This is a genomic window from Tsukamurella soli (assembly GCF_039541155.1).
Taxonomy (GTDB): domain Bacteria; phylum Actinomycetota; class Actinomycetes; order Mycobacteriales; family Mycobacteriaceae; genus Tsukamurella; species Tsukamurella soli.
Genome location: NZ_BAABFR010000001.1, coordinates 119,659 through 136,566, shown reverse-complemented (window position 1 = coordinate 136,566; position 16,908 = coordinate 119,659). Strand labels below are relative to the sequence as shown.

12 protein-coding genes are annotated in these 16,908 nt (G+C 70.0%); 8 read left to right on the top strand and 4 right to left on the bottom strand.

The annotated features are described in order from the left end of the window. Positions 1–1,580 precede the first annotated feature (1,580 nt). Together ABD908_RS00570 and ABD908_RS00565 are read right to left on the bottom strand one after the other, a co-directional pair. Positions 1,581–2,798 (bottom strand): TIGR02678 family protein, encoded by a 1,218-nt coding sequence (locus tag ABD908_RS00570; RefSeq protein WP_344989379.1) that lies wholly within the window; start codon positions 2,796–2,798, stop codon positions 1,581–1,583. Beyond that, on the bottom strand, positions 2,795–4,375 hold the full coding sequence (locus tag ABD908_RS00565; protein WP_344989496.1) for a TIGR02677 family protein: 1,581 nt from the start codon (positions 4,373–4,375) through the stop codon (positions 2,795–2,797). Before ABD908_RS00565 ends, ABD908_RS00570 begins: the two co-directional genes overlap by 4 nt. A gap of 580 nt (positions 4,376–4,955) precedes the next feature. Between ABD908_RS00565 and ABD908_RS00560 the strand changes: the two genes are divergently transcribed. After that, positions 4,956–5,426, top strand: a complete 471-nt coding sequence (locus ABD908_RS00560) for a hypothetical protein (protein WP_344989376.1) — start codon at positions 4,956–4,958, stop codon at positions 5,424–5,426. A 270-nt stretch (positions 5,427–5,696) separates the two neighbouring features. Next, the gene (locus ABD908_RS00555) at positions 5,697–7,346 is read left to right on the top strand and encodes a fatty acid--CoA ligase (RefSeq protein ID WP_344989493.1); all 1,650 of its coding nucleotides are present in this window, start codon (positions 5,697–5,699) and stop codon (positions 7,344–7,346) included. A 139-nt stretch (positions 7,347–7,485) separates the two neighbouring features. Here ABD908_RS00555 and ABD908_RS00550 read toward each other — a convergent pair whose 3' ends face one another. Next, positions 7,486–8,487 (bottom strand): hypothetical protein, encoded by a 1,002-nt coding sequence (locus ABD908_RS00550; RefSeq protein WP_344989373.1) that lies wholly within the window; start codon positions 8,485–8,487, stop codon positions 7,486–7,488. A gap of 178 nt (positions 8,488–8,665) precedes the next feature. Between ABD908_RS00550 and uvrC the strand changes: the two genes are divergently transcribed. Further along, the gene (gene uvrC / locus ABD908_RS00545; protein ID WP_344989370.1) at positions 8,666–10,714 is read left to right on the top strand and encodes an excinuclease ABC subunit UvrC; all 2,049 of its coding nucleotides are present in this window, start codon (positions 8,666–8,668) and stop codon (positions 10,712–10,714) included. A gap of 29 nt (positions 10,715–10,743) precedes the next feature. Here the strand turns inward: uvrC and ABD908_RS00540 are convergent, their stop codons facing one another. Next, the gene (locus ABD908_RS00540) at positions 10,744–11,238 is read right to left on the bottom strand and encodes a M15 family metallopeptidase (protein WP_385920381.1); all 495 of its coding nucleotides are present in this window, start codon (positions 11,236–11,238) and stop codon (positions 10,744–10,746) included. A gap of 348 nt (positions 11,239–11,586) precedes the next feature. Between ABD908_RS00540 and rapZ the strand changes: the two genes are divergently transcribed. From rapZ to ABD908_RS00515, 5 genes are all read left to right on the top strand, one after another. After that, positions 11,587–12,444, top strand: a complete 858-nt coding sequence (gene rapZ, locus ABD908_RS00535; protein WP_344989487.1) for an RNase adapter RapZ — start codon at positions 11,587–11,589, stop codon at positions 12,442–12,444. Next, positions 12,441–13,442, top strand: coding sequence for a gluconeogenesis factor YvcK family protein (locus ABD908_RS00530; RefSeq protein ID WP_344989367.1), 1,002 nt, complete (start codon positions 12,441–12,443; stop codon positions 13,440–13,442). The genes rapZ and ABD908_RS00530 overlap by 4 nt, the downstream gene beginning before the upstream one ends. 32 nt (positions 13,443–13,474) lie before the next feature. Next, the gene (gene whiA, locus ABD908_RS00525; RefSeq protein WP_344989364.1) at positions 13,475–14,458 is read left to right on the top strand and encodes a DNA-binding protein WhiA; all 984 of its coding nucleotides are present in this window, start codon (positions 13,475–13,477) and stop codon (positions 14,456–14,458) included. A gap of 188 nt (positions 14,459–14,646) precedes the next feature. Beyond that, on the top strand, positions 14,647–15,663 hold the full coding sequence (gap, locus tag ABD908_RS00520) for a type I glyceraldehyde-3-phosphate dehydrogenase (protein ID WP_344989361.1): 1,017 nt from the start codon (positions 14,647–14,649) through the stop codon (positions 15,661–15,663). Further along, a complete protein-coding gene (locus tag ABD908_RS00515; RefSeq protein WP_344989359.1) occupies positions 15,663–16,901 on the top strand; it encodes a phosphoglycerate kinase in 1,239 nt (412 codons plus the stop codon). The genes gap and ABD908_RS00515 overlap by 1 nt, the downstream gene beginning before the upstream one ends. Positions 16,902–16,908: the final 7 nt, after the last annotated feature.

Genomic DNA, 16,908 nt, shown 5'->3' with positions numbered 1-16,908 from the left:
TTCGCACCACGCCCGCAGTTCCTCGAACACGTCGTGTGGGTCGGTGAGGCGCAGTTCGGTTGCGGCGGAGAGATGCTCGCGGGTCTCCCGAGACAGAACCACAGTGGCGTCGGCCACGCGGGTCCCTGCGGCGGCGCGGGCGTCGGCGGGCTCGGCGGCTCGGGCGTCGAGCTCGGCGAACCGGGCGCGCGCTGCGGTCAGGTCCCGCCCGCGTCGCTCGACCTCCGTCACCAGCGTCTCCACGCGTCGGACGGCGGCCTGCTGCGTCGCGACCAGCGCCGCGACCACCCGCCGCAGCTCGGCGATCTCGATGGTGCCGAGTGCCGCGTCGACGTCCGCCGCGTGCCGATCCGACAGTGCGGCACCGTCACTCGCCGTGCTCGCCGCGTTCCGAGCCAGGCTTGCCGCTTCCCGGGCCGCGTCCAATGCGGCGACGGCGGCCTCGAACCGCTCCTGCCGGTCGGCGGCTGCCTCGGCGGCGATGTCGCGGTCGTCGGCGGCGCGCTGTGCCTGCTGCGCGAGCAGCGTCGCGGTCTTCCGGGCGCTGTCGAGCTGCGTCGCGGCCTCCATCGCGGTGGACGAGCGCAGTGCTTCCTCATGCGCGGTGAGTCGGTCGGACTCGCGCTCCACCTCGCCGAGCGTCGCGGCGACGGCGGCGCGCCGGGAGTCGGCGTCGAGCACCCGGCGTTCGGCGTCGGCGAGATCGCGGCCGAGCTGTTCGTACCGGGAGTGTGCGACCCGGGGCTTCGCGGCCTGGCGGCGGCAGGCGAGCCGCGCGTAGCTCCGGTAGTGGGTGAGGAAAGTGGTGGCCGCGCCGAATGCCTCGCTCATGGCCGCGAGCTCCTCGCGGTCCTCCTGCAGGCTACGGAACGCCTCGGCGACATCCGCGAGCACCGCCTGTCCCAGCGGGGGAAGGGATTCCGTGAGCGCCGCCGATAGTGCCTTCTCGCTCGGCCGCTTGGACAGCTGCGGTTGGCGCAGCCGGATCAGCAGATCGATCAGCGCCGCGTATCTCTGCTGGCCGAGCCCGAACAGCGCCTCGTCGACCGCGGACCGGTACTCGCCCGCCCGGTCGAACCGCCGCCCGGTCGCGCCGAGTTCATCCCCGAGGCGGTCCCGGGTGAGCGGGGTACCGTTGCGGTCCACCAGGTGCAGTCCGTCGCCGACCCGTTCGGGCGACACGAAGAACCAGTGCGCCGCGATGCCCTTCCCGGTGACGGCTTTCAGTCCGCAGCCGATCGTGAGGTAGTGCGCTGTGCCGTCGGCGCCGAGCCGGCCGAACTCCAGCCAGGTGTACCCGATCCGCTCCGGATGCGGGTGCGCGCCGCCGAGCAGCAGGTTCCACTCCATGCGCTTCTTCGGATCGGCGTCCGGTTCCACGCGGTGGGCGGCCAGGTCACCGTCGAGCAGGAACGGCAGTGTCAGCGCCAGTACCTTCGATTTTCCCGCGCCGTTGTTGCCGCGCAACAGGAGTCGGCCGTCCCGGAACCAGAACTCCTCGGCGTCGTAGTAGAAGAGGTCGACGAGGCCCGCGCGGAGCGGCTGCCAGCGGTGGCGCAGCGGGGTGGGCGGGGTGCGAGTCATCGGTTCCCTCCAGTCACTGTCGGGGCCGTCAGGGCGTAGCGTGCGATCGCGGGCAGCGGCCGCACCCAGGGCGGCGCGTCGCCGCGGGGCGAGCGCTCGACGAGGCGCAGCGCCTCGAGTTTGCGGAGCGCGGTGTCGATCAGCTCCCGCTCGGCGCCCGGCTCGCCGGCGGCCCTCTTCCACAGGCGGCGAGCGACGAGATCCGTTGCGATGTCGGCGATCCAGGTCTGCAGATCGGGTACCGGTACGGGTGTACCGATGGCCGACGCCAGGCGCTCGGCGAGCAACAGGGCGGCGTGGCCGTCGGTTCCCACCTCCGGCATCCGGACGTCGGTGAGATCGTCGGCGGGGTCGACCATCGCGATGCCCTCGGCGCGGATCTCCGGTACCAGGCCGGTGAACGCGCTGATCCGTTGACAGATCGCCGAGCGTTGACTGGTGAGGTAGACGAGTTCGGCCTCGGTACAGGAGTTGTAGTACAGCACCGGTTCGTCGAGCAGGATCCGGGTGAGACGGTGCCGGATACGCCGGTTGCGTAGTTCGTCGGTGCCCGCCGGCGGCTCCGCGGTGACCGCGTCCAGGCGGTCGGCGAACCTCTCCTCACCTACCACCGACGGGCCCCGTGCGGTCGCGAGCAGAGCGGAGGTGACCCGGCGGCGCACATCGTAGAGGACGTCGCCGGTGCTGTCGACGAATGCCTGCTCGTCTCCAGCCACCCTGGTGAGCGCGCCCATCGATAGGAGCAGCCGTGCGACGGCGACCAGATCGCTGCGCTCGTCGCGGCGTTCGAGGGTGAAATCGATCCCGGCGTCGGCGAGCTCGGGCTCGGCCGCGGCCATCACCAGCTGCTCGGCGAGCCGGCCCAATGTGATCTGTGCGTCCGCGCGCTCGAGGGCCGCCAGCGCGAGGCAGACGAGAACGTACCGACGGCGGGTGAAGGCGAGCCCGCGGGCGGGATCGAGCGCGGGGTGGGTGTGGTCGCCCGCGTACGCCGGCGTCTTGACCAGCCGGGCGACCTCGCTGTTGACCAGCAGGCGCCAGCCGGTCTCACGATCGAACCAGTCGCGCAGGTGGGACTGATGGCGGGTGACGAGGACGAAAGCGTCGGCGTGGGCGCCGTCGGCACGCAGCAGCGGCCGCCGCAGGACCGCTCGCGCGGCGCGCCGGCGCTCATCCGCGAGTGTGGCGGTGAGGGCGTCGGTCAGGTCGCTCATGACGCCTCGGCCCGGCGCCCGACGTACTCGCCGGTGAGATCGGTGACCTGCAGCAGGTGATCGGGGCCGCGGAAGACGCCCGCGTCGGTGTGGATCTCAGCGGTGGCGGCGTCCTTCAGTTCGGTGAGTCCGATGGTGAGCGTGCCGTCGGTGGTGGTGGCCTCGGCCCGATCGCGGCCCGGGGTCTTGGCGGCCAACGCGGCTCCGAGCAGCGCGAGGAACAGCCGGAACGCGTGGGGGTCGAGCTCGCCGACGTCGGAGAGCCGGATGGTCTCGCCCACCCGGTCGAGCAGGGCGTCGCGCGCCGCTGCCGTTTGCTCCGCCTCGAGTCGCGCGCGTTCGGCGAGCGCCCTGCGCTGCGCTGAGCGGTCGATCACCTGGTTCGGTCTCCCGCGGCGCTCGTACTGGCCGGTCTGGCGCAGCCGCGGACTGATCTCGATGGGCGGCGCCGCCGCCCACGGCGTCGACGGGGGGACGGGCGAGGCGTCGCGGGCGTCGACGGTGTCGGCGTCCACCGTCAGGTGCCGCGCCGAGTGCAGGCCGAACGCCGCGCGCCAGAGCCGATGCATGGCCTCGTCGTCCGGCGCCTGCGCGAACCACAGTGCGAGCTCGCGGAAGTCTGCCGAGCGGTCGGACCGGCCCGTGCGGCGGTCGTTGAGCACCGACACCACCCGCAGCAGGCGCGGGACCGCGGCACGGGCCTGGGTGCGCAGGAGCGTCGCCTGGCTGGGGTGGCTCGGCCCGCTCAGGAACCAGGCGTGGAAACCCGCCCACCGATCGGCCCACAGCACGCGTTGACGCGCGAACTCGCGGTCGACGTAATCGTCGGTGCCGTCCGGCACCGCATCGCGGCTGACGTGCCGTGCGGCGTCGTCGAGGAGGGCGTCGGCGCCTCCGCCTTCCAGCTGCTCGATCAGCTGCGCGATCTCACTGCCGGTGGCCACCAGGTCCTTGATGAACTGCTCGAGGTAGTCGATCAGCCGATCCTTGTAGGCGAGGAATGCCTCGACCTCGGCGTCGTGCAGGTCGATGGTCCGCTGCAGCGACGCCATGAACGCCTGGGCGTTGTCCGCCAGCTCGTCGAACCTGCTCGCCAGTGTCTCGAGCGCGTAGTAGGCCCGAGCCTCGTCGGACCCGCCGGCCAGCGCGAGCAGTGCCCGCAGCTGGGTCGCGATGTCGCTCAAGGCGACCCGTTGGAGCGCGCCCCGGCGGCCGAGAGCCTCGTCGTAGGCGGCGAGCGCGGTCTCGGCGGCCGCCCCCTCCCGGGTCATCTGGTACAGGTACCGCGCTCGATGGAAGTCTTCTACCGTGGTGACGCGGCTGGTGTCCGGGTCGGCGCGTAGATTGCCCCACTGCTCGAGGCTGGTCAGAGCATCGACCACGGCCTCGTGGTCGGGTGCCTCACCGGCGACAGCGGCCAGGTGCTCGCGAACGTCCTCGGGGCGCAGGTGCACGGTGAACCGCCGTTTGGCGGTGACGAACGCCCCCATCACCCTCCGGTACAGCGCCGCATGCTGTGCGTTGACATGGGCGAACGGTCGTGACTCGCGTGGCTCATCCGTGGTGAGGGCATCCATCACGGTGCGAGGGTACCGGGGAGCTCCGACGGTCGGCACGCGATGCTGCGCGTGGCTGTCCGGGATATCGGTCATGGTGCCCCCTGCTATGCCGTCGTCTGCTCGAGACGAATGTCGCACGGCGGTACGACAGGTTTCGGGTGCACGCCGACTGCATGCGCCTCAGCGCGTCGCGTCGGAACGTGTCGTCGACGGCACCGATCCAGGTGGTTTCGGACATCGAGCGGGTCTGCCAGAAGATTTCACCAAGATTTTGCACTGCGCCGTTCCGGCGGTTTGCCGCCGGTGACCGATATCCGTCCTGTCGTATCGCGGCTGCGGCAGGGCTTTTCGGCCGCGACGCCGTCACCTGCGATAACGTTTCGATCACGGCACGATAACGACAACCTGTATATGCCCAGTCGGGTGATGGTAGTGCAAAGCCATGACAAAGGGAATGTCCGGCAACCACATCCGACCGCTGCCGTGTTTCGATCAAACCGAATTCACAGGTGGAATTCAGGCTACAGATGGCTTAGCCTCAGTCGCGTTGCCGAGTCGGCAATGAGACCGACGTCCCGACAGGAAGACGAGTATCACCATGAAGATCAACGCCCGCCACGTCCTGGCTACCGCCGGTATCGTCGCAGCTTGCGCGGCGCCCGCCCTCACCGTCGCGTACGCCAGCACGCCGGCTTCCGGTGCGGCCCCGACCGTGCATGTCGCCGCGTCCGCCAGCGCCTCCAAGTCGGCGTCCGCCGCCACCGGGTCGTCCGCCGCGTCGGCTGCCAAGAAGGCCTCGACCGTGACCGCCGCCCAGGTCAAGACGGTGCTGTCCGGCATCGAGTCCACCAAGACCGCGACCGCCCTCTCGGCCAAGCTGGGCACCGACATCACCACCCTGACCAAGGGTGAGTCGGCTGTGTCGATCTCGTCCAAGAGCAGCCTGACCGCGTTCGTCAAGACGCTGCAGACCGCCCAGACCGACAAGTCGCTGACCGGCGCGAAGGCCGACGCCACCCTGGCGTCGATCCAGGCCGATGCCAAGGCTCTCGGCGCGAAGATCAAGTAACACCGATCAGCGGGGCGCTGCGGCCGGTCACGGCCGCGGCGCCTCTGCCGTCTCCGAGGCCCGTCGGAGGCGCGGTCCAGGCCGGCTGCGTGCTCGACCGGCGTCGGGGTGCTGCTCGGGGCGGTGTCCAGCCGCCTTGCAGCCTCTCGCGCTCGCGCCGGGCACGCCCTTCATGTGGCTCGACTGAGCGGGTCCCACGAGCAGGTCGGAACAGGTGCGCCCCGTGATTGTGTGCGGTAGGCATGAACCATGTCCGACCGCATCCTTCCCATGCAGTCCACCATGCAGGACGAGCAGATGTCCCTGGCCACTCTGCTCGAGTACGGCACCGGCTGGCACGGCGACGCGACCGTCGCGACCTGGTCCGACACCGGTACGCGCCGCATCACGTTCTCGGACCTGGGCCGGGAGGCGGCGCGCTTGGCGAACGCCCTGCGCTCGCTGGGGGTCAAGCCCGGCGATCGTGTCGCCACGTTCATGTGGAACAACACCGAACACATGACGGCGTACGCGGGGATACCCGCGATGGGCGCGGTGCTGCACACGCTGAACATCCGCCTGTTCCCCGAGCAGGCGACGTTCATCGCGAATCACGCCGCGGACAAGGTGATCATCGCGGACCATTCGGTGCTGCCGCAGTTGAACGCCGCGCTGCCTGGGATGACCACCGTGCGGCACATCGTCGTGACGAACGGCGATCCGGCCGGAGTGGATGCGCCTCACGGAGTGGAGGTACACGACTACCGGCAGCTGCTGGACGCCCAGCCCGACAGCTACGCGTGGCCCGACATCGACGAGCGCGCCGCGGCCGCCGCGTGCTACACCTCGGGCACCACCGGCGACCCGAAAGGTGTCGTGTACTCGCATCGTTCGATCTGGCTGCATTCCCTACAGGTGTGCGCCAGCTATGGGATGGGCGTGTCGCCGACCGATACCGTGCTGCCCATCGTGCCGATGTTCCACGCCATGTCGTGGGGAATCCCGTACGCGACGCTGATGGCCGGCGCGTCGGTCGTGATGCCCGACCGGTTCCTGCAGCCCGAGTACGTCCTCCGGTTGCTCGCCGAGGAGCGGCCGACATTCGCCGCGGCGGTGCCGGCCGTCTGGATCGGCGTGCTGCAGCGCCTCGACGCTGTGCCGCAAGATATCTCACACCTGCGGCACGTGGTCGTCGGCGGCTCGGCGGTTCCGCCGTCGCTGATGCGCGCCTTCTCCGAGCGGCACGGCGTCGACATCATCCAGGCCTGGGGCATGACCGAGATCTCGCCGCTGGCCACGCTCGCCTGGGCGCCGCGGGGCGCCGACGCTGACGAGGCCTGGCGCTACCGCTACACGCAGGGGCGCTTCCTGCCGGGCATCCGTGCGCGCCTCGTCGACGCGGACGACCGGCTGGTGCCTCCCGACGGGGAGTCCCTCGGCGAGATCGAGATCCGCGGACCGTGGGCGACCGCCTCGTACTACACGCCGGACGAGTCGAAGCCCGTCGGCGCAGACAAGTTCGACGACGGCTGGCTGCGGACCGGTGACATCGGCAAGGTGACGCCCAACGGCTACCTGACCCTGGTCGACCGCTCGAAGGATGTCATCAAGTCCGGCGGCGAATGGATCTCGTCCGTCGACCTCGAGAACGAGGTGATGGCACACCCTGATGTGCTCGAGGCCGCCGCCATCGGAATCCCCGACGCCAAATGGGACGAGCGCCCCCTGGTGGCGGTGGTCGTGCGCGAGGGGGCGGCACCGTCGGTCGCCGCGCTGCGTGAGCACCTCGCCACGAAGTTCGCCAAGTGGCAGATCCCCGACAGCTGGTCCTTCGTCGACGCGGTGCCCAAGACCAGCGTGGGCAAGTTCGACAAGAAGGTTCTGCGCGCCCGGTACGCCGACGGTGGCCTCGTCGTGGTCGGGGCGGATGGATCTGTGTAGTCCCCCGGCACGGGCCTCCCTTGCGGAGCATCTCCCGACCTTCGTGCTGCAGAGCCTCCGCTCGGTCGTCGTCGTTGTCGAGGTCGTGGATCTCGGCGAGGTCGAGATCGGCCGCCCGTGGATCACCGCCGTCGACGCGTCAGGCGGCCGACCCGGCGCGGCGCGCCCGCTGCGGCGTCCCCGATGCGCGCATCGGATCGATGCCGAGCAGGCGCTCGAGGGTCGGAGTAGGTGCGAAGCCGCTCCGCCCGCGCGCGTCGCCGACCGGCACCGGGCGGCACGGAGTCAGGCCCCGCTCGGCCGGACCTGCCGCGTCGTCGGCGAACCACGGCTCGGCGAACCACAACAGTGAGGAGAGCGGGGTCGATGCGGCCAGATACAGCCGCCGCGTCAGAACGGCGAGCCGGCAGTACCCCTGCGGCCCGGGGCTCGGATCCGTGGGCAGCACCACCATCGTGCGCGGATCGGGGACCGACACCACCGGGCGCGTCCCCGCCTCGGGCAGATGGCGGTGCAGCAGGTCGTCGAGATCCGCAAGGCGGGCCGCGCCGAACGGATCGGCGAACCGGAGGACGTGCAGCGTCGTCGGAGCTCGCCGCGACCCCGACTGGAAGACCTGGCGCAGCGGCGGGCGGAGGGACCGTAGATTGGCGAGCGCCGAACCCCACATCCGGTCGACGTCGCCGAGATGCCCGAACTCCTCGGTGGATTCGAGGACCCGGGCCCCGGTCTCCGTCCGTACCGCGGCGACCAGCTCGAAGCCCGGCACCGTCGCGCGGTCGGGGTATCCGGGCAGCGGATCGGCACCGTCGGGCGCGGCTCGCAGGTAGGGGAACACGGCGTCGGCCGTGACACCGTCGCGCAGCGCCGCGAGCGTCAGCGAGACGACTGCCTCGTCGGCGAAATCCTTGGCGACCACCGCGAAATCATGATCGGACACCCCCGCCGCCATGGCGCCGGCGGGACGTAGGTCTACCGCGGCCTGAACGCTCGGCGCCGCTACCGAGTACACCAGCAGGAACCGCCCGAATACACGGCCGCGGACCGTCGGCGGGAGGGACGCCACGACGATCGACTTCATCCGCACCGCCTCATCGGGCGTGAGCGGCGGGATTTCGAGGTCGATCGGATTGCTGGTCATGGTGGGCTCCTCCCGGGATCGAACACTAGGACCGTAGGGTCGCACGGGTGTACGACAAATTCGGAGGGTCGGGCTGGCAGGGCAGAAAGAGGCTGGTGCCGTACCTCTGGTAGCGGCTCCCGGTGAGCTGCCGCACCGCGGAGACTCCGTGTCGTAGGTGCGGCCTACCCTGGATCGCGTGGCAGACCCGTCGACCTACCGGCCCGCAACCGGAACGATCCCCACCGCGCCCGGGGTGTACAAGTTCCGTGATACGCACGGTCGCGTGGTCTACGTCGGCAAGGCCAAGTCGCTGCGTAGTCGGCTGAGCTCGTACTTCGCCGATGTCTACTCGCTGCACCCGCGCACGTACCAGATGGTGCACACCGCGGCGTCGGTCGAATGGACCGTCGTGGGTACCGAGGTCGAGGCGCTGCAGCTCGAATACAACTGGATCAAGGAGTTCGACCCGCAGTTCAACGTCCGCTACCGGGACGACAAGACGTACCCGATGCTGGCCGTCACTCTCAACGAGGAGTTCCCGCGGCTCTACGTGTACCGCGGGCCGCGTAGGAAGGGGGTGCGCTACTTCGGCCCGTACTCGCACGCATGGGCCATCCGCGAAACACTCGACCTACTGCTGAGGGTGTTTCCGGCGCGGACGTGCTCGGCAGGAGTGTTCAAGCGGCACAATCAGATCGGCCGTCCGTGTCTGCTCGGCTACATCGACAAGTGCTCCGCCCCGTGTGTCGGACGGGTGACACCGCAGCGGCATCGGGAGATCGTCGAGGACTTCTGCGACTTCCTCGCCGGTAAGACGGACGTGCTGATCAGGCACCTCGAGGCGGACATGTTCGCCGCATCCGAAGAACTCGATTTCGAGCGTGCGGCCCGGCTGCGCGACGACGTCGCTGCGCTGCGGAAGGCCGTCGAGAAGCAGGCGGTGGTGCTGGGCGACGGTACCGACGCAGACGTTGTCGCCTTCGCATCCGACGAACTGGAGGCGGCCGTCCAGATCTTCCACGTCCGCGGCGGTCGGGTGCGTGGCCAGCGCGGCTGGGTGGTCGAGAAGGCGGGCACCGAACGGATGGACGCCGCCGAGGACAGCTCGTCCGAGGTGGCGGAGATGGTCGGGCAGTTCCTCACCCAGTTCTACGGCGGCGAGGCGGATCAGGCCGCGACCTCCCCGGACACGTTCGCGCCCGTGCCGCGGGAGGTGCTTGTGCCGGAGCTCCCAGAGGACGCGGGCGAGTTGCAGCAGTGGTTGACCGCGCTACGGGGATCCCATGTGTCCCTGCGGGTTCCGCAACGTGGCGACAAGAAGGCACTGGCCGAGACGGTGGCCCGGAACGCGGCGGAGGCGCTGCACCAGCACAAGCTGAAGCGGTCAGGCGACCTGACCGCCCGATCGGCCGCGCTGCAGGGCCTGCAGGACGCGCTCGACCTCGACTCCGCTCCGCTGCGCATCGAGTGCATCGACATCAGTCACGTGCAGGGCACCGACGTGGTGGCCTCGCTCGTCGTGTTCGAGGACGGGCTGCCGCGTAAGTCCGATTACCGTCACTACGCGATCAAAGAGGCCGCAGGTGACGGGCACAGCGACGACGTCGCCTCGATCGCGGAGGTCACCCGCCGTCGCTTCCTGCGACATCGCGCGGACGCGGGCGGGGGCACGGCGTCCAGCGCAGTGCCGGCCGGTGACCTGCTGGAGTCGGGCGCGGGGGAAGACCTGGGCGATGGGGGAGACCTGGCCACCCATGCCGGGATCGACCCGCAGACGGGCCGTCCGCGGCGCTTCGCATACCCGCCCAACCTGTTCGTGGTCGACGGCGGTGCGCCGCAGGCGGCGGCCGCGCAGGCGGTGCTCGACGAGCTCGGCGTGACCGACGTTGCGGTCGTCGGGCTGGCGAAGCGGCTCGAGGAGGTATGGGTGCCCGGCGACGACGACCCCGTGATCCTGCCCCGTAGCTCCGACGCCCTGTTCCTCCTGCAGCGCGTGCGCGATGAGGCGCACCGGTTCGCGATAACGTTCCACCGCAGCAAGCGCACCAGGCGGATGACGGCGAGCGCCCTCGACGACATCCCCGGACTCGGCCCGACCCGGAAGAGTGCGCTGGTCAAGCACTTCGGCTCGGTCGCGAAGCTGCGCGTCGCGAGCGTGGAGGAGATCACCGAGGTCCCCGGCATCGGGCGCGCGACCGCGCAGACCGTGCACGACGCTCTGCAACCCGCGGAGACCAGCGGCTGAACCGGCGAGCGCCGGTCGGACCGTGGCCGTCAGCGCTCGGAGGCGTCCGGCAGCGGCGGCGGACAGGTGCCGCCGGGCGTCGTCAGTAGTTCGAAGTGCCACCACTCGTTGGCATACGCTCGGCACAGGCCCCAGCGGCTTCCGTTGGCCGCCAGCCATTTCCCACCGGCAGCCGGTCCGACGTCGATCGCGTGGCCGGTGACACGGGTCGACTCCGACGGCGGCAGAACCCACCGGCGAGCCGCCGCCGCGCTGCCGTACTTCGCGATGCCCTGCTTCCAGAGTTGCTCCTGCTCGGCCCACGACCGCCTCCCGGACGTGATCCGGAGCGGCACACCGTCACGGCGGGCCTGCTGATACGCGGCCGTGTAGGCCGCGGCGAGGGCGGGAGTGAGGCCCTCGGTCCCGGGCGCGGAGTAGGCGGCGAGCGCGATCGCGGGCTGTGATTCGGCGGTACGCGGTACGGCCAGCGATACCACCGCAAGGGCGGTGAACGCCGCGGCACCGATCTTCAATGTGCTCACGCTGCCACGGTAGGTCACGAATCGTCGTGGGGCGCTGTGTCGCGCGGAAGACGGGTCACTGGGAAGGTGGGTCACGGACACCTACGTGGCGCGAACGCGATTCGGCGGGATGTGTTCGACGGAAGGTCGCGAGATCGGGACGGGACGCCCTCTGTTCGGACGACACCGCGGACGGTGGCGCGATGTTACCGTCGACCTGACCGTGAGCCTGTCGAACTTGTCGAGAGTGGCGGCGCCGCACAGACTACTCTGGACGGCGCTTGGGTCGGCTGAGAGGGGAATCGGGGAGTGGGCCGGGAGACGCGGAACGACGAGCGCACCATCGGCGCCAACAGCAGCGACGGCCCGATGGATGTGCTGCTGGTCACGGGTCTGTCCGGTGCTGGTCGGGGGACCGCGGCTAAGGTGCTCGAGGACCTCGGCTGGTACGTCGCCGACAATCTCCCACCTGCCCTGATCAGCAACATGGTGGATATCAGCCTGGCCGACGAGTCCCGGATCCCACGGCTCGTGATCGTCACCGACGTCCGCTCCAAGACGTTCACCGGCGACTTCGCCGACATCCGGCGTGAGCTCGCCGAGAAGGACATCGAGCCGCGCGTGCTGTTCCTCGACGCCTCCGATGCCACCCTGATCCGCCGCTTCGAGCAGGTGCGGCGACGCCACCCTCTGCAGGGTGGCGGCACGTTGGCCGAGGGTATAGCGGCGGAGCGACAGATCCTGCAACCGATCCGCTCGACGGCCGACCTGGTGATCGAGACCAGCACTCTGTCGGTGGCGAAGCTCCGGGAGTCCATCGAGAGCGCGTTCTCGAGCCCCCGCAACGGATTGCTGTCGATCACGGTGCAGTCGTTCGGGTTCAAGAACGGCATCCTGCTCGACGCGGACATGGTGTTGGACGTGCGGTTCCTGCCGAACCCGTACTGGGTGCCCGAGCTGCGCCCCAAGAACGGCCGCGATCGCGAGGTCGCGGAGTACGTCCTGGCGCAGTCGGGCGCGAGCGGATTCCTCGACACGTACTTGGAACTCCTCGAACCCGTCATGGACGGCTACCGCCGCGAAGGCAAGCTGTATCTCACCGTGGGCATCGGCTGCACGGGCGGCAAGCACCGCAGCGTCGCGATGACGGAGGAACTCGCACGACGGCTCGCGGACAGGTCGGACCTCGAGGTGCGCGCCGCGCACCGGGACCTGGGGCTGGAGTGACCGCGGGAGGCGACCCGGCGCGCGGGGAGCTCCGCGTAGCCGCCCTGGGCGGCGGCCACGGGCTGTTCGCGACGCTGCAGGCGCTGCGCAGGCTGACGCGCGACATCACGGCCATCGTCACCGTCGCCGACGACGGTGGCTCGTCCGGCCGGCTCCGCCACGAGCTCGGGATCATCCCGCCGGGCGACCTGCGGATGGCGCTCGCCGCGCTGATGCTCGACGACCCGGACGGCCTGTTCTGGGCGGAGGTACTGCAGCACCGGTTCGGCGGCGGTGGGGCGATGGCCGGGCACCCGATCGGCAACCTGGTGCTCGCCGGACTGTGCGAGGTGCTGGGCGATCCGGTGGCGGCATTGGACGCGTTCGTGCAGCGGTTCGGCGTCCAGGGGCGGGTGTTGCCCATGGTGCCGGGACCGCTGCGGATCGAGGCCGACGTCGCAGGGCTCGAGGAGGACCCTCGGCTCACCCGCGTCATCCGCGGCCAGGTCGCGGTGGCGTCAACGCCGGGCAAGGTACGCCGGGTGCGGCTGATGCCGCCCGATCCGGATGCGTGCCCGGAGGCGATCCGCGCGATCCTCGACGCGGACGTGGTCACCGTCGGGCCCGGCTCGTGGTTCAGCTCCGTGATCCCACACGTCCTGGTGCCGGCGCAGCTGGAGGCGCTCGAGGCGACCCGAGCCCGGCGGATCCTGATCCTCAATCTCGCCCCGGAGGCGGGGGAGACGGGCGGCTTCTCGGCCGAGCGGCACCTGCACGTCCTCGCGGCGCACGCAGAGCGACTACAGTTCGACGACATCATCGTGGACGTGGACACGGTGCCGTCGGATGGAGACCGCGAGCACCTCATGCGCGCGACTGCGCTGTTCGGGGCGCGGGCACACTTCGTCCCTGTCTCCGTGCCGGGCACGCACCAGCACGACGTCGTCGCGCTCGCCGAGGCGATACGCGATGTGAAGTATAGTGAACAAATTGCTGCACGTCAGCGAACAGATCGCTAGCCAACATATTCACCCGAGGAGGATCCCCCGTCGTGGCCCTGACGTCCGAGGTCAAGGATGAACTGAGCAGGCTGTCGATCACCCAGGTCAGCAGTCGCCGCGCCGAAGTGGCGGCGTTGCTCCGGTTCGCCGGCGGGCTGCACATCCAGGGTGGCCGCGTGATCGTCGAGGCCGAGGTGGACATGGGCATCATCGCCCGCCGTCTGCGCAAGGAGATCCTGGATCTGTACGGCTACAACTCCGACGTGCACGTGCTGGGTGCGGGAGGCCTGCGCAAAGCGGCGCGCTACATCGTGCGTGTGGCGAAGGACGGCGAGGCGCTCGCCCGCCAGACCGGCCTGCTCGATCTCCGTGGGCGGCCCGTCCGTGGCCTGCCCGCTCAGGTCGTCGGCGGCTCAGTGGGCGACTCCGAGGCGGCGTGGCGTGGCGCCTTCCTGGCACACGGCTCGCTCACCGAGCCCGGGCGCAGCAGCGCACTCGAGGTCTCGTGCCCGGGCCCCGAGGTGGCCCTCGCGCTGGTCGGCTGCGCCCGGCGGCTCGGCGTGACGGCCAAGGCTCGCGAGGTCCGCGGCGCGGACCGAGTGGTGGTGCGCGACGGTGACGCGATCGGTGCGCTGCTGACCCGCATGGGCGCCAACGACACACGCCTGGTCTGGGAGGAACGGCGCATGCGCCGTGAGGTCCGCGCGACCGCGAACCGCCTCGCCAACTTCGACGACGCCAACCTGCGCCGCTCTGCGCGGGCGGCGGTCGCCGCCGCCGCCCGGGTGGAACGCGCGCTGGAGATCCTGGGCAGCGACGTGCCCGACCACCTCGCCCAGGCGGGGGCCTTGCGAGTGGAGCACCGGCAGGCCTCGCTCGAGGAACTCGGCCAGCTCGCCGACCCGCCGATGACGAAGGATGCTGTCGCGGGCCGGATTCGGCGCCTGCTGTCGATGGCGGACAAGCGGGCCGCGCAGGACGGTGTCCCCGACACCGAGTCGGCTGTCACGGCGGAGATGCTCGAGGAGGGCTGACGGCGTACGCGGGCGACTCCGCGGTGTGCCCGAAACCTCGTGCCCAGCGACTCCCGACGCCTGTGGTGGCGCCCGGTTGCGTCCGTACCCTCCCGACCGTCGGCGACGTGTGCACGTCCCAGGCGATGTGGCGGCGGCACACGATAAGGTGATCGGACCAGGCACCACCAAACTAAGGAGCTTCTCAAGTGACGGTTCGGGTTGGCGTAAACGGGTTCGGTCGGATCGGCCGAAACTTCTTCCGCGCAGTCGAGGCCCAGAAGGCCCTGGGCACCACCGACATCGAGATCGTGGCGGTCAACGACCTGACCGATAACGCGACGCTCGCGCACCTGCTCAAGTTCGACTCCATCCTGGGACGCCTGGATCAGGATGTCGTCGCGACCGGTGACGAGATCAAGGTCGGCGACCAGGTGATCAAGGCGCTCGAGGTCCGCGAGGGCCCGGCGGCGCTGCCCTGGGGCGACCTCGGCGTCGATGTCGTCGTCGAGTCCACCGGCATCTTCACCGCTCGCGAGAAGGCCCAGGGCCACATCGACAGCGGTGCCAAGAAGGTCATCATCTCGGCGCCCGCGAGCGGCGAGGACATCACGATCGTGATGGGCGTCAACGACGACAAGTACGACGGCAGCCAGAACATCATCTCCAACGCCTCGTGCACCACCAACTGCCTCGGCCCGCTGGCGAAGGTGCTGAACGACGAGTTCGGCATCGTCCAGGGGCTGATGACCACGATCCACGCGTACACCCAGGATCAGAACCTCCAGGACGGCCCGCATAAGGATCTGCGCCGCGCCCGCGCCGCCGCGATCAACATCGTGCCCACGTCGACCGGCGCCGCCAAGGCGATCGGCCTGGTGCTGCCCGAGCTCAAGGGCAAGCTCGACGGATACGCGCTGCGCGTCCCGATCCCCACCGGCTCGGTCACCGACCTCACCGCGGAGCTCTCCAAGACGGCGAGCGCGACCGAGATCAACGCAGCGTTGAAGGCCGCGGCCGAGGGCAAGCTCAAGGGCATCCTCAAGTACTACGATGCCCCGATCGTCTCCTCCGACATCGTCACCGACCCGCACAGCTCGATCTTCGACGCGGGCCTGACCAAGGTGATCGGCAACCAGGCCAAGGTGGTCTCCTGGTACGACAACGAGTGGGGCTACTCCAACCGCCTCGTCGACCTCACCGGGCTGGTGGGTAAGTCCCTGTAATGTCTTCTGTCCCTACGCTTTCCGAACTGATCGAGAGCGGAGTCGAGGGGCGCACGGTGTTGGTCCGCTCGGATCTCAACGTGCCCCTCGACAACGGGGTCATCACCGACCCGGGCCGCATCGTCGCGTCGGTCCCCACGCTCGAGGCGCTCGCCGAGGCCGGCGCCAAGGTGATCGTCACCGCCCACCTCGGCCGCCCCAAGGGCGAGCCGGACCCGAAGTTCTCGCTCGCACCTGTCGCGGCCGAACTCGCCAAGCAACTGGGCCGCAACGTCCAGCTCGCCGGCGACGTGGTCGGCCAGGACGCCCTGGCCCGCGCCGAAGGTCTCACCGACGGTGACGTGCTCCTGCTCGAGAACGTCCGCTTCGATCCGCGCGAGACCAGTAAGGACGACGCCGAGCGCGCCGGCCTTGCGCGGGCCCTCGCAGAGCTCGTCGACGCGTCCTCGCACGCCGGCCCCGGCGCGTTCGTGTCCGACGGATTCGGCGTCGTACACCGCAAGCAGGCATCCGTCTACGACATCGCGAAGCTGTTGCCGCACTATGCGGGCACCCTCGTCGAGTCCGAGGTGCGCGTGCTCGGAAAGCTCACCGAGAACCCGTCGCGGCCGTACGCGGTGGTGCTCGGCGGCTCCAAGGTATCCGACAAGCTGGGCGTGATCCGGGCGCTGGCCCCCAAGGTCGACACGCTGGTGATCGGCGGCGGGATGGCGTTCACCTTCCTTGCGGCGCAAGGACTTCCAGTGGGTACCTCGCTCCTGCAGGAGGACCAGATCGACGTGTGCAAGGCCCTGCTCGACGAGTTCGGCGACGTGCTGCACCTCCCGCAGGACGTGGTGGTCGCAGATCGGTTCGCGGCCGACGCCGAGTCCAAGACGGTGCCGGCCTCCGAGATCCCCGACGGCTGGATGGGCCTGGACATCGGCCCCGAGTCGGTGAAGCGGTTCGCGGCGGTACTCACCGAGGCGAAGACGGTGTTCTGGAACGGCCCGGCGGGCGTGTTCGAGTTCCCGGCCTTCTCCGCAGGTACCAAGGGCATCGCGCAGGCGGTCATCAAGGCCACCGGCGGCGGCGCGTTCACAGTCGTCGGCGGAGGCGATTCGGCTGCGGCGGTGCGCACTCTGGGCCTCGACGAGGACGGCTTCAGCCACATCTCGACGGGCGGCGGTGCATCGCTCGAGTACCTGGAGGGCAAAGAGCTCCCCGGTCTCGCCGTCCTGTCCGAACCGAACCCCTGAGGAAGAG